Source organism: Candidatus Symbiopectobacterium endolongispinus (assembly GCF_018777385.1).
GTDB classification, from domain to species: domain Bacteria; phylum Pseudomonadota; class Gammaproteobacteria; order Enterobacterales; family Enterobacteriaceae; genus Symbiopectobacterium; species Symbiopectobacterium endolongispinus.
The window spans coordinates 603567-615981 of record NZ_JAFJYB010000002.1 but is presented as its reverse complement, the minus strand read 5'-3'; the positions used below and the strand labels follow the sequence as shown (position 1 = coordinate 615981).

Below are 12415 nucleotides of genomic sequence, written 5' to 3'. Positions count from 1 at the left end.
CAAGTGCCTGTCTGTGTTAAGGAAGGAAAATCATGCCATAGTATAGCGAGTGATGACGATTGCTCCTAGAATGTCCGACGTTTTCCCCCATCTGTGATCATGGATACGCACAAAATGTGCGATTGCTTTTCATTAATCGTAGGCGATGGTTCGCCCCTGGCGCATAAAAATATAGAATAAATACATCTTTTATTTTCAGGGTTATTACAGGAGCACACGATGTCATCTATTCACAGTCATGAAGTACTGCATATGATGCTGGATTCTGCCGAATCCTACACCACTGAGGGGCTGATTGCCGCCACTGAAGCGCGTTTCGGTGCCGACGCACGCTTTCATACCTGCTCCGCTGCCGACATAAGCGCGGCCATGCTGGTGGATTTTCTGGCAAACAAAGGCAAGTTTATCCCACAGGAAGCAGGGTTTAACACGGCAGCCAGCAAGATCTGCCAACACTAAGCCATGGCGTTCACCTTACGCCCATATCAACAGGAGGCAGTTTCCGCCACGCTGGCCTATTTTCGCCAATATCAACACCCTGCGCTGATCGTACTGCCCACCGGCGCAGGAAAGAGTCTGGTGATTGCCGAACTGGCGCGGTTAGCGCGAGGGCGCGTGTTGGTGCTGGCGCATGTCAAAGAGCTGGTTGAACAGAATCACGCTAAATATTGCGCCTGGGGATTGGATGCCGACATTTTTGCTGCCGGACTTAACCAACGCCGCAGCGAAGGCAAAGTGATGTTTGGCAGCGTGCAATCCGTGGCGCGAAATCTGCCTGCCTTTACCCAGTTCTCGCTACTGATCATCGATGAATGTCACCGCATCAGCGATGACGATGACAGTCAATATCAGCAAATCATTACGCACCTGCGCGCACAAAACCACGCACTGCGCCTGCTCGGCCTTACCGCAACGCCTTACCGCCTTGGCAAAGGCTGGATTTATCAATATCACTACCACGGCATGATTCGCGGTGATGAACAATGCCTGTTTCGCGACTGTATCTATGAACTCCCGCTGCGTTACATGATCAAACACGGCTTTCTGGTACCGCCGCAGCGCCTGGATATGCCAGTAGTGCAATACGATTTCAGTCGTTTGAGCGTGCAGTCCCACGACCTGTTCAACGAAGCGGAACTCAACCGTGAATTACGACGGCAGCAGCGCGTGACGCCACAGATTGTCAATAAGATAGTCAGCTACGGCACTGAGCGTAAAGGCGTGATGATCTTTGCGGCGACTGTGGAGCACGCCCGGGAAATACACAGTCTGTTGCCTTCAGAAAAAGCCGCTTTTATCAGCGGGGAAACCCCTGCCGCAGAACGCGATGCGCTGATCGCTTCCTTTAAGCAGCAACAGTTGCACTATCTGGTCAATGTGGCGGTGTTGACGACGGGCTTTGATGCGCCGCACGTTGACGTCATCGCTATCCTGCGCCCGACGGAATCCGTCAGCCTGTATCAGCAGATCGTTGGACGTGGCCTGCGCCTATCGCTAGGAAAAACGGATTGCCTGATTCTGGATTACGCAGGGAATACCCATGATTTGTATATGCCGGAAGTAGGCAGCCATAAACCGCACAGCGGGAGCCAGCCGGTACAGGTGCTTTGCCCGCAGTGCGGTTTTGCCAACCTGTTTTTGGGAAAAACCACGGCGGAGGGTGATATCGTCGAACACTATGGTCGCCGCTGCCAGGGCTATGAAGAAGACGACAACGGTGTTCGAACGCAGTGCGATTAACCGTTTCCGCTTTAAAGTATGCCCGGAATGTGGTGCCGAAAATGACATTGCCGCGCGCCGTTGCCACCAATGCGATCACATTATGGTCGATCCTGACGACATGCTAAAAGCCGCACTCAAGTTGAAAGATGCCCTGGTGCTGCGCTGTAGCGGCATGCAGATGACGACTGGACAGGATGAGAAAGGTGAATGCTAAAGATCACCTATGTTGATGAAGACGGCGCGGACGTCAGCGAACGTTTTCGCCTGCATACGCCTGCCCAGCGCTGCGTATTTACTCAGCAGTTTTTACGGGTGCACCAACGTGCGCCGGGGCTAGTGCTGACATGGCAATACGCACAGGATATCTTGCGCCAACAGGCCGCCCTGCGTGCGCCGGACTTTGTCGTGGCGCGACGCCAAGGCAAACAGCGGCAAGGCTTTTGGCAAGTGAGGGAAAAACTGTTTGATTATGAAGGCCGTTTTCGCCGCGCCAATGAATTACGCTAGCTGGCGTAACACGGTTTCATTTGCCGCCACGCGGATATTCCGTTAGAATGCAGCCCGCTTTTGTCATGCAAAAGCAAATCTGTTCCATTGTGAATAACACATCCCATTGCGAATAACCTAACCTGTTGCTGGGTCGCCTGTAGCAGGTGTATTTTCTAAAATAGAGAAAATCATGATCACTATTAACGCAGAAGTACGTAAAGAGCAGGGTAAGGGTGCGAGCCGCCGCCTGCGCGCAGCCAGCAAATTCCCAGCCATCATCTACGGTGGTGCGGAAGCGCCGGTATCTATCGCCCTGGATCACGACAGCGTTAAAAACCTGGAAGCTAAAGAAGGTTTTTACGGCGAAGTTCTGACCCTGGTTGTCGATGGTAAAGAAGAAAAAGTGAAAGTTCAGGCTGTTCAGCGTCACGCTTACAAGCCGAAACTGACTCACATCGACTTAGTTCGCGCTTAATCGTTTGGGGAAACCCGTGGGACGCTGCGAGTTTTCCTAGCAAGCAAGAATGTCGATAAGAAAAACGCCGCTTATGCGGCGTTTTTCGTTTTCTGGTCGCTTATTTATCACCGCTGCTTAAACGGCGCTGTAGCTGATCGCGCAAATTCGGCGGCGTTGCTTTAATGGTAAGTGTGTCGGTTGTCGGATCCCAGAAGATACGCTCGCCCAGCAGCATGGCATCAAAGTTGATCGTCAACCCACCGCCACTGCCAGCAAACTTGGTCAGTTGGCGTAGCGTGCTGCGATCCGCCGGGAAACCCTCTTCCAATTCATAGTCCTGCTCTTCTGAAAAAGCATGGAAGGTTTTCTCTCCCAACGGCGGTAGCTCCTGCGACAACGCAGCAACCTCTATCTCTTCCCCTGCCTGCAATTGTTCATTGCAATAGCTGTATACCTGCTGACGCTCGTTTTTATCCAACTGCGCATCGGCACAATAATCGTCTACCGCCTGCAACAGGCCGCGATTCTGCGCTTTTGCGTCAAGCCCAGCGCTGGCACCGAGGAAATCCATAAAGAAATCCGCGACCTTGCACCATACCCGCCCTTTCAGGAAGGTCAGATAGCATTGAGATTCCGGGTTGGTTTCCCATTCTGTGAGATCGATACGCGCCACAATATCCGCATGAGGGATATCCAGGTAGTGTGTGCTGCTGATATCCAACTGTTCATTGACGCGCATGCTGCTACAACAGCTCAGCACCGCCACCAGCAGATACTCAACCGCCAGATAGCGGTATTGGCAGAACAGCACGATGCCCCCTCCGCAAAGGGATATTTCGCCAGTTCATCACGCAACAGAGCGGTGGCCGCACGACTAAACCCGAGGAAATCCTCCTCCCCTTTACGGCAGCCACGCAGTGCCTGGGCCAGTTCGCTCTGTTCCTCGAACACGCCGTAGGCCTTGTTTTTCGCACTGTAGACGCGGTGCAACTCGGCCATCATCTCGTCAACGGCGGGGGTGGCATCCAATAACGAATCCCGTAACACCAACTCCAACGTTTGCTCATCACGTTTGACAAGCTGATGCAAGGCAATCTGGTCTATATCCAGACTCATGATAAACTCTCCTTTTGGCAAGGAGCGTATTCAAACACCAACGCAGGTCCCCTGCAAGAGAAAACCTCCAGCCACCAGAGGTTGAGGCTAAAATGATAAAATTGCGGAAAACGTCAGGTCGTTACGGTAAGATATTCCCCTTTATCAGCTTGAGAATCGCCCCTTTATGGCACAATTATCCCGTTACAGTGACGAACTCGTCGAACAAGTGCTTTCCGAATTGGTAAGCGTATTGGAAAAACACCGTACCCCTACTGACCTCTCCTTGATGGTTTTGGGCAACATGGTCACCAATCTTATCAACACCAGCGTAGCACCGGAGCAGCGTCAGGTATTGGCTCGTTCTTTTGCTGATGCGTTGCAGGCATCCATCACTACCAATAACGCGCACTAACACCGACCAGAGGCTATGGTAAGCAACCGTCACAACTATCGCGAAAAAGTTTCCCAGATGATCAGTTTGGGGCATTGGTTCGCGCTATTTAACATCCTGTTGAGTCTGGGGGTGGGCAGCCGATATCTGTTCGTGGCGGATTGGCCCTCGTCGTTACTTGGCCGTAGCTATGCCCTTGTCAGTTGGCTGGGGCATTTTAGTTTTATCGTTTTCGCCGTCTACCTATTGATTGTCTTTCCCTTGACGTTCGTGGTGATGTCGCAGCGTTTGCTGCGTTTTCTTTCCGCGGCGTTGGCAACCGCAGGGCTGACGCTGCTGTTGCTGGATATGGAGGTGTTTAGCCGCTTCCACCTGCACTTGAATCTCACCGTCTGGGAGCTGGTGATCAATCCAGAGCAAAGTGACCTGGCCCGTGACTGGCAACTGATGTTTATCGGCATCCTCGTGATTTTCATGGTTGAGATGCTGTTTGGCACCTGGTGCTGGCAAAAACTGCGTAGTCTGAACCGTCACCGCATTGGCATGCCGGTCGCCGCGGTATTTATCAGTGCGTTTTTCGCCTCGCATATGATGTATATCTGGGCCGATGCCAACTTCTATCGACCTATCACCATGCAGCGCGCCACATTACCGTTATCCTATCCGATGACTGCGCGACGATTTCTGGAAAAACACGGCCTGCTGGACGCTCAAGCGTATGAGCGACGCATTGCCCTACAGGGCAACCCTGAGGCGATTACGCTGGAATACCCACTGAACAATATTCAGTTCCGCGATGCCGGCAGCGGCTACAATCTGTTGATTGTGGTGGCAGATCAACTGCCGCTCATCCGTATGCCGCAGTTGATGCGTTTTGCAGAAGAGAACGTGCACTTCAGTAACCATTTCAATGTAAGCCAGAATGCCCAAAGCAGCCTGTTCAACCTGTTCTATGGCATCTCGACCACCTACATGGATGGGGTATTGAGTGCACGCACGCCACCAGCGTTAGTGAGTTCCCTGAACCAACAAGGCTATCAATTTGGTCTTTTCTCAAGCAACGGCTTTGATAACCAGCTTTATCGCCAGGCACTGCTGTCAGACTTTTCGCTGCCAGTACCGGTAACTCAACGTGATGTTGATACCGTTCAACAGTGGCAGACGTGGCTGGAAACCGGTACGCAACCCACATCGCCGTGGTTTTCTTATATTGAGCTTGGCACCACTGGCACCCGAGCCCTAACGTATGCTAAAGCCACCGATCAAAACATCAGCGCAATACTTAATACGTTGCAAAGCCAAGGCAAACTGGATAATACCGTCGTGATTATTACGGCAAAATCCAGCGAACAGGATAAAGGCAGCCGCTACCGTCGCTCACAGTGGCAGATCCCATTGGTGGTGCATTGGCCGGGTACACCGGCGCAGACCATCAGTAAAATGACGGATCAAAAAGACGTTATGGTCACGTTGATGCAGCGTTTGCTGCATGTCAAAACGTCCGCCACGGACTACGCGCAAGGGGAAGACCTGTTTGCGGCCCAGCGACGTAATAACTGGCTGGTGAACGGAAACCGCGGTGCGTTGATGATCACAACGCCAGAGCAGATCATCCAATTGGAAGCCAATGGCAGCTACGATGCCTACAACAGCGACGGTGAAAAATTGCGTGATGAAAAACCAAGTTTACCGCTGCTGTTACAGGTACTCACCAGCGAAAGGCGATTTATTGCCAACTAACTGCCTAAATCTAAAGCGATCGCGCCAGCAGGCTATTGCAATCGGTTCAGGAGACGGTAATATAGCGCCCCATAGCGTCGGCACGTAGCGCAGCCTGGTAGCGCACTGTCATGGGGTGTCAGGGGTCGGAGGTTCAAATCCTCTCGTGCCGACCAAATAATCCCAAGAAAACCAACCTTTTATGGTTGGTTTTTTTATACCTGGAATTTGGCCGGGCCAGATGCCAGACGGCACACGTTGAACCTCCACGCACAAAAAAAGGAGCTTTCGCTCCCCTTTCTGGCAGATCAAACCGCAATCTTGAAATCATTTGTACAGGATTGCGGTACCGCGCAGTTGATCGTTACCGGCTACAGAAACAATCTTGTACGAAGATGCGCCAGCTGCTTCCGCTTTTGCCGCTACCTGAGCTTCAAAGGCGCTCAGCGTTTTTGCACCGCTCACTTGCACAGTGCCGATGTCTTGCGCAGCAAAGCTACCAAAAGAAACCAGACCAAGAGCAACAACTGCGGCAAATTTTTTGATAACGTTCATGATATAAATCCTTCTGTTCGATGTTTTATGTAAAGGCCGTTTGCCTTTGATGGAATGAATCATAGCGCCATCTTTAGGAGGTGAATATCAGAGAAAACTGTCATAATCATTCAATTAAATTGAAACACAAAATAAGAGCTTGCGTACGAGTTCTACACACTGAATGACAGCGCATCATCCGCTCATTCAAATTTATCCTGCTATACAAAAGCAGAACCACCTCAACAAAAAAAACTAACAGAATAAAAAGCCATATGAACCCATTGCTGGTTTTATAAATTCAACATTATTGCGTATTTTCATATAATTACCTGGACATAAAGTCTAATCATTTCAACAGGGAAGATATAATGAAACGCGTTCTACTGGCTTTATTTACGGTATCTCTCGTGGCATCTATTAGGGTTAACGCAACTGAAACGGCTGCCCCGGCTGCGGAGCAATCTGCAACCAAAATGTTGGCAATCACCGAGGGCAAACTTAAGAATACTGAAGGCGGTTGCGCTTGCAGCTATACCGTGAAAAATCTGCAAAACAGCCCACTAAAGCGATTGGAATCCTATATTTTCGTTAAAAATGAGCAAGGAAAATTCAGGTGTGATGCTGCGCATTTTAGTTTCAATAAGCCGATTCAACCCAACGAATCGCGGACGTTATCCAATGAGGCTTACGGAAAAGCCTGTGGTTCCAATCCTTCTGTCTCACTCCTGATGGTGAGCACCTGCAATTACGCCGATGGTTCAGAATGTGATATTGAAAATATTGAGACCACGGATTCTGGCCTAAAGTGGGTTGAATAAAAGCGAAAACACTCGGCAATCAACGCCATTGAGGCTCCGCTGGTCATTTCAACGAATCTCCTCCATCGTTTGACAACCATGAGGTCTGCATGAGCGCTGGCCTCATCCAACACGAGCAAGGAAGTAAAGACGATTCCAATTTCATGTCTCTTTGTCTCAGATATAATAGTTATATAAACAACGTAATTAACGCGAGTCGAGCTGAGGCGATACGGGGGAAGGTGTTATGCAGAAAACACTGATTGCGCGGGTTTCATCCGTACTGGTGGCTGAAAAATCGCTCGAGGGGCTGGTCAGGCAACTTCTTGAAATGCTGGAGCTAGTCACCAACATGGAATCCACCTACCTCACCCATGTTGAATCCGATAAAAATGTGCAACACGTACTGTTCTCCCATAATAGCAAAAAATGCAGATCCCTGAGGGACTCTCTGTTCCCTGGGAGGACACCCTCTGTAGACGGGCATTATCGGAAGACCGCTGTGTGATTGATGATGTGCCCAGCCATTGGGGCGATTCTCAAGCAGCAAAACAGCTGGGCATCACCACTTACGTCAGTACGCCTGGACGACGGATCGTTATACGGTACGCTGTGTGCAGTCAGCGGTGAAAAACAGAAACTGGATGGTCGCAGCGAGCAAATATTACAGCTGTTTGCCGAGCCGATAGCTCAGTATGTCCAGAAAGAGCAGCTACTCTGCCAATTACAGGAAGCGAATTCGGCGCTGACCGCATTCTCCTACACCGATGAATTGACCCAATTACCCAACCGACGCTCGGTGTTCAATCAGTTACCCCAATTATTCTCACAAGCGCTAGACACGAACCGTTTTGTTGTCATCGCCTTTATCGATTTGGATGGATTTAAGCTGATTAATGATCGCTACGTGCATGAGACGGGTGATGACTTTCTGTGTGCCATCGGCCAGCGGTTAAAACAGGGGATACGCGCAGAAGACATGCTGGGACGAGTTGGAGGCGATGAATTCATCGTAGCAACAAAAGGCCCTTATATTCATGAAAATGCAAAGGATGCCGCACAGACCTTCAAAGCGCGATTGACCCCCTTGTTAAGTGGACACTATGCGCTTGCGGGGTGTCACATAAACTACGCAGGAGCCAGTATCGGTGCGATTGCCATCAACCCGGCCCTGAGCACGCCGGATGAAGCCCTGCGTGCGGCAGACACCGTAATGTATGAAGAAAAAGAGCAACGCAGACGCCTGGTTCATTGATCTTTTGTTGGCCGCAGGCCAATACCTTACATCGCGATAATTATCAGGTAGACTATATCTCACCACTCAGTGGCTAACCGAGTTTATGCCGTGAAACGATTCCTGATTGCATTGATCATCACCAGCCAGCTTTCTGGCTGCGGCAGTATCATAAGCCGAACGGTCAAATGGCAAGGAGATGGTCATCAATACTACCCTGGCGTTCAGTGGCTGCTGAAAGATCGCTGGTGGAAATACCTGGTGATTATCGATCTGCCGCTCTCAATGCTAGCAGATACAATATTGCTGCCTATAGACATGAAGCACGGCCCTTACGAATAAATAGGATCTCGTCCGTGCAATTCGACCCGATTACGACCGCCGGTCTTGGCATGATAGAGCGCCGCGTCTGCGTTGTCGATCAGTCGCTGATAATCCGGGTGATAATCAAACTCTGCCACCCCAATGCTGAGGATGACGGAAAACGATTGGCTACCAAAAGCGCTGATCGCTGTAGTGGCCACCTTTTCACGCAGCGTATCGACGATCACCTTCGCCTGATGCAGCGACGTTTCCACCAACAGCACCATGAACTCTTCACCACCATAGCGAAAGACATAATCACTGCTACGAACGTGATCGTAAATCATGGATGAAATACTTTTCAGCGTTGCATCACCAGTGTCGTGGCCGTAGCGATCATTGACCTGTTTAAAATGGCCCACATCCATCATCACCAGCGTAAATGGTTTTCTGGTGCTGGCTGCCAGCGCGATTTCCCGACGCATAATGGTAGGAATAAAACGCCGATTTAGTAGGTTTGTCAGAGGATCTTTGCCATTTTCAAACTTCACCAGTTCGTCAAACATGGAAGTGATAATCAACGTAATTTGCCCTGTGAGCTGCCGCACATTGCGTAACAGACGCATGCGAACCTCCGCCTGAGAGACCTTCTCTGGAGCGGCTGCGCCTATTTCACTGTCAACCTTGTCGATCAGGGTATCTGTTTCACGCAACAGATCGGGGAAACCAAACAGGTGTTTTCCCTTGTGTGAAAACCATAATCCAAATTCCGAATGCCCCAAACGCGTAATATCGGCCAAGGGTAATTCTGTCGCCACATGATAAATAAACTGGTTTTCCCAGTTCATTAGCGCCCCTAGCTGTCTTTCTCGTTCTACGCTAACGTCATCGTACACGCTCAATACGCGATACCGTTCCTGATCGCGCATGGCATTTTTATAGGTGGGGGAATAGGCTATGGTCATCGCTTCCAGAGCGGTATCCATTGCCAATCCGCTAAAACAAAGTGCGCTATTGATTACATACGGGGATTGTTCCCCTTTGTTGGTTAACAGCGGATAAAGATCGTTTTTTAATTTACGGGCACCGCGCGCCACTAAATCAATGGGAAGGCCAATACGCGCGTGCACAACACCCACATGGTGCTGTTGAGCAAGTAACGCAACTAAATCTTGTTGGGAACTGCCCAACACGCTGCGCAACCAGTGAAACATACTGATACTTAACTGTTCTGTGACCTGGCGGGTATTGAGATAACGATGCGCTTGCTCGTCATTGAGCATGTAATCATAGGCGATTCATCTGTCATATACCACCGTGCTAACAGTTTTATTACGTATTATTTCCATAAGACATCATAAGATTAGCAACAGTAATCACCATCACCTATTTGCTCGAAGAAAAAGCGGAAATATCTTTTTCTTTTCACCTAAACACCATGATCATTTTGTCACACGTCAGGGAATACCCTACTTAACGGATTTATATCCTTCACCCACGTCTATTGCTAACCTAAAACAGGAGATCACTCATAATGGCAATAATCATGAATCAACATAGGGTGTGCATCGGAAATTACCATCAGAACAAAATGGAAGCAAATGAAAAAACTGTGTAATAAGAAAGCACAAAATAACGTAAACAATACAGTTCAAAAAATCACTCACTTCGAAAATCAAAGATATAACCCCTCATATGACGCTTGTCAGCGAAGAGAATACCGTTTGCAATTGCAACAAATAATATGCTTTATATGATTACTGAATCACGTTCGTGCACATACAATGCTCGCGGGTGAAAATCCTGCCGCCCCCTTCCCCACTGTCATTAAAACAATATAATCAAGCATCACTGCTGTTAAATGAACGTGTACGCGTCAAATCAGAGACCACGCAAAATCACCAGTACTATGCCGACGATAACGAAAAAAACCATAGAAAGATTCGAGAAACGGCCTATTCAATAGCCGGCCGAGTAACGCATTCGACAATGTTCTTACCCGAAAAGATAGATGTATTTGGCAAAACGGGCATCATCACTAATGCCTAAAAAACTTACTATATGACAGATAAAAAAGAGGTGATGTTTTTTTGAAAATGCCAGCATGTCATTAAAGAAATTTTATGATGATTACCAGAAAAAACGCCATCATTAACAACCTGGCCTCCTCAATCATGAAGAGAAACCTCAAAGAGCAATTTAACCTGGATATCAATCCAAATAAAAACCACTTGATGCTATTTAATTCAGCGATGAGTTGCTCAAATTACTTCACGGGGTTATGTTTCTCAGGTAACCCGATAGAATATGGAACATTGTCAAGCTAGCAGCGCCCAAATTTCCCCGCTGATGCACAGGAACATCTGACGCTGCCGAAAAGTGCGCTATTAGCGATTACACGCGCTACGTTGCTAACATGATCAATGAGTATCTTGAGCTCGACATGCCTGAGGACTTTTTAGGTCTAGTATTCTCAGAACAATCATGGCAAATAGTGACAGATATACGATCGTTGCTGAATAAACTACCCTGTTTTCACGGGTGGTATACCGCGACGTAGCATTATCTCCTGAACTCCGGGCGACCTTAAAACCCGAAGATACTCTTCTGGTTAAAAAGTTTCTATCCACCTCCGCCGATAAGAATATCGCCATGGCCCACAAGGCCGGCAAAGGGCCTCATCAAGCCTTGTACAAAACCCATGTCACCCACGCAGCACATGCCATCAGCGAATTTACCCGTAGCCTGCATGAAGGGGAAATGCTGATAGAAGATCGCACCTTGTTTCAGTGTGTTTCTATTGAGGGTGAAAATGTCGAACTGAAAGAGGTATTGGCGCCACGCGTCTCGATTAGAGCAGCGTAAAAATAGCGTCAATCTAGCCTTACACCATATGTCACTGACTTTTCTCGGCAAGCCGTGTCTGACCTGACGTAGCGCCAAAGCAAGATACCCGTCACAACCCAGAAAAACAAAATGCCATTTTATATTGTATGAACGGCGTTTTAAATTATATACTCCGCTCCGCCTTATAAGTAAGGTTCTAGATACCTTTGCCCCGACTCCAGTCGGGGTTTTTTTTACCTGAAATTGCCAGGGTTAGCACACCAGAGCACGGTTTCAGCCATTAAGGCCACCGCGCTTATTCCAAGGCATGTGCATCAGTAATCTGGCCATACCGCAAAATCCGCTGACACCGGCAAACACCAATCCTGCACCGATGAAACCGGCGACACTAAAAAAAGCCGGATGTAACGTGTACCCCAAGACAACACTTAGCAGTGTCAACCCGCCAGCAGCAATTTGTACCTGACGCATAACAGGCAGCGGTTGCGTGCGATCTACTTCAACCGGCAAACCCGCCTTTTTCCATGCGTTGAGCCCCCCTTCCAGCAAAAATGCGCGTTGACCGGGAACCAGTGTTGCTATCTGCTGTGCATACAGTTCGCAGCGCGCTCCCGATAAACAGTAAAAAATAACCGTTTTATTTGCAGGTAATGTTATTCCCGACGGCTCGCTGGCCAACTCCCCCAGCGAGTAAAGACGTGATTGCGGAATACGCTCACGCTGGAATTCTGCTATCTGGCGAATATCAACCATCAATGCCCCGTCAGCCTGGCGCTGCCGAGCCTCAACGGGGGAAAGATAGGGTAGCGTTACCATGGTAT

Annotated in this window: 10 protein-coding genes, 1 tRNA gene and 3 pseudogenes; 10 read left to right on the top strand and 4 right to left on the bottom strand. The window is 49.1% G+C overall.

Annotated features, from left to right (window positions below; genetic code table 11):
• Positions 1 to 219 precede the first annotated feature (219 nt).
• The 3 genes and pseudogenes from JZM30_RS09830 (at position 220) to rplY (ending at position 2686) form a co-directional block, all read left to right on the top strand.
• Positions 220 to 459, top strand: a complete 240-nt coding sequence (locus JZM30_RS09830) for a YecH family metal-binding protein (RefSeq protein ID WP_252318489.1) — start codon at positions 220 to 222, stop codon at positions 457 to 459.
• A 3-nt stretch (positions 460 to 462) separates the two neighbouring features.
• Positions 463 to 2229 (top strand): annotated as a pseudogene (gene radD / locus JZM30_RS09825) (DNA repair helicase RadD).
• 172 nt (positions 2230 to 2401) lie between these two features.
• Complete coding sequence (gene rplY, locus JZM30_RS09820; RefSeq protein WP_252318488.1) at positions 2402 to 2686, top strand: 50S ribosomal protein L25; 285 nt, start codon at positions 2402 to 2404, stop codon at positions 2684 to 2686.
• Between the two features lie 100 nt (positions 2687 to 2786).
• Here rplY and yejK read toward each other — a convergent pair.
• Positions 2787 to 3784: pseudogene (gene yejK / locus JZM30_RS09815) on the bottom strand (nucleoid-associated protein YejK).
• A gap of 166 nt (positions 3785 to 3950) precedes the next feature.
• Here yejK and JZM30_RS09810 point away from each other — a divergent pair.
• From JZM30_RS09810 to JZM30_RS09800, 3 genes are all read left to right on the top strand, one after another.
• The gene (locus tag JZM30_RS09810) at positions 3951 to 4178 is read left to right on the top strand and encodes a YejL family protein (protein ID WP_252318487.1); all 228 of its coding nucleotides are present in this window, start codon (positions 3951 to 3953) and stop codon (positions 4176 to 4178) included.
• Positions 4179 to 4193: 15 nt separating this feature from the next.
• On the top strand, positions 4194 to 5897 hold the full coding sequence (gene yejM, locus JZM30_RS09805) for an LPS biosynthesis-modulating metalloenzyme YejM (RefSeq protein WP_252318486.1): 1704 nt from the start codon (positions 4194 to 4196) through the stop codon (positions 5895 to 5897).
• Between the two features lie 78 nt (positions 5898 to 5975).
• A tRNA-Pro gene (locus tag JZM30_RS09800) sits at positions 5976 to 6052 on the top strand.
• A 151-nt stretch (positions 6053 to 6203) separates the two neighbouring features.
• Here the strand turns inward: JZM30_RS09800 and JZM30_RS09795 are convergent.
• The gene (locus tag JZM30_RS09795; protein WP_252318813.1) at positions 6204 to 6431 is read right to left on the bottom strand and encodes a YdgH/BhsA/McbA-like domain containing protein; all 228 of its coding nucleotides are present in this window, start codon (positions 6429 to 6431) and stop codon (positions 6204 to 6206) included.
• Positions 6432 to 6781: 350 nt separating this feature from the next.
• Here JZM30_RS09795 and JZM30_RS09790 point away from each other — a divergent pair, with 350 nt between their 5' ends.
• The 3 genes and pseudogenes from JZM30_RS09790 to JZM30_RS09780 all read left to right on the top strand — a co-directional run bounded on the left by JZM30_RS09790 (position 6782) and on the right by JZM30_RS09780 (position 8786).
• Positions 6782 to 7231, top strand: coding sequence for a hypothetical protein (locus JZM30_RS09790; RefSeq protein WP_252318485.1), 450 nt, complete (start codon positions 6782 to 6784; stop codon positions 7229 to 7231).
• 226 nt (positions 7232 to 7457) lie between these two features.
• Positions 7458 to 8465, top strand: a pseudogene (locus tag JZM30_RS09785) (sensor domain-containing diguanylate cyclase).
• 90 nt (positions 8466 to 8555) lie between these two features.
• Positions 8556 to 8786, top strand: coding sequence for a YceK/YidQ family lipoprotein (locus JZM30_RS09780; RefSeq protein ID WP_252318484.1), 231 nt, complete (start codon positions 8556 to 8558; stop codon positions 8784 to 8786).
• Here JZM30_RS09780 and JZM30_RS09775 read toward each other — a convergent pair.
• A complete protein-coding gene (locus JZM30_RS09775) occupies positions 8777 to 10030 on the bottom strand; it encodes a GGDEF domain-containing protein (protein WP_252318483.1) in 1254 nt (417 codons plus the stop codon). The genes JZM30_RS09780 and JZM30_RS09775 overlap by 10 nt on opposite strands.
• Positions 10031 to 11399: 1369 nt before the next feature.
• Between JZM30_RS09775 and JZM30_RS09770 the strand changes: the two genes are divergently transcribed.
• Positions 11400 to 11612: a hypothetical protein gene (locus tag JZM30_RS09770; RefSeq protein ID WP_252318482.1), complete on the top strand. Its 213-nt coding sequence runs from the start codon at positions 11400 to 11402 to the stop codon at positions 11610 to 11612.
• A 255-nt stretch (positions 11613 to 11867) separates the two neighbouring features.
• Here JZM30_RS09770 and JZM30_RS09765 read toward each other — a convergent pair whose 3' ends face one another.
• Positions 11868 to 12410 (bottom strand): rhodanese family protein, encoded by a 543-nt coding sequence (locus JZM30_RS09765; protein ID WP_252318481.1) that lies wholly within the window; start codon positions 12408 to 12410, stop codon positions 11868 to 11870.
• Between the last annotated feature and the right edge of the window lie 5 nt (positions 12411 to 12415).

What these genes read in the sequence shown, in the direction of transcription:
- JZM30_RS09765 (WP_252318481.1), bottom strand. Translation starts at nt 12,410, where the DNA reads ATGGTAACGCTACCCTATCTTTCCCCCGTTGAGGCTCGGCAGCGCCAG.
- JZM30_RS09770 (WP_252318482.1), top strand. Translation starts at nt 11,400, where the DNA reads ATGGCCCACAAGGCCGGCAAAGGGCCTCATCAAGCCTTGTACAAAACC.
- yejM (WP_252318486.1), top strand. Translation starts at nt 4,194, where the DNA reads ATGGTAAGCAACCGTCACAACTATCGCGAAAAAGTTTCCCAGATGATC.
- JZM30_RS09830 (WP_252318489.1), top strand. Translation starts at nt 220, where the DNA reads ATGTCATCTATTCACAGTCATGAAGTACTGCATATGATGCTGGATTCT.
- JZM30_RS09775 (WP_252318483.1), bottom strand. Translation starts at nt 10,030, where the DNA reads ATGCTCAATGACGAGCAAGCGCATCGTTATCTCAATACCCGCCAGGTC.
- JZM30_RS09790 (WP_252318485.1), top strand. Translation starts at nt 6,782, where the DNA reads ATGAAACGCGTTCTACTGGCTTTATTTACGGTATCTCTCGTGGCATCT.
- rplY (WP_252318488.1), top strand. Translation starts at nt 2,402, where the DNA reads ATGATCACTATTAACGCAGAAGTACGTAAAGAGCAGGGTAAGGGTGCG.
- JZM30_RS09795 (WP_252318813.1), bottom strand. Translation starts at nt 6,431, where the DNA reads ATGAACGTTATCAAAAAATTTGCCGCAGTTGTTGCTCTTGGTCTGGTT.
- JZM30_RS09810 (WP_252318487.1), top strand. Translation starts at nt 3,951, where the DNA reads ATGGCACAATTATCCCGTTACAGTGACGAACTCGTCGAACAAGTGCTT.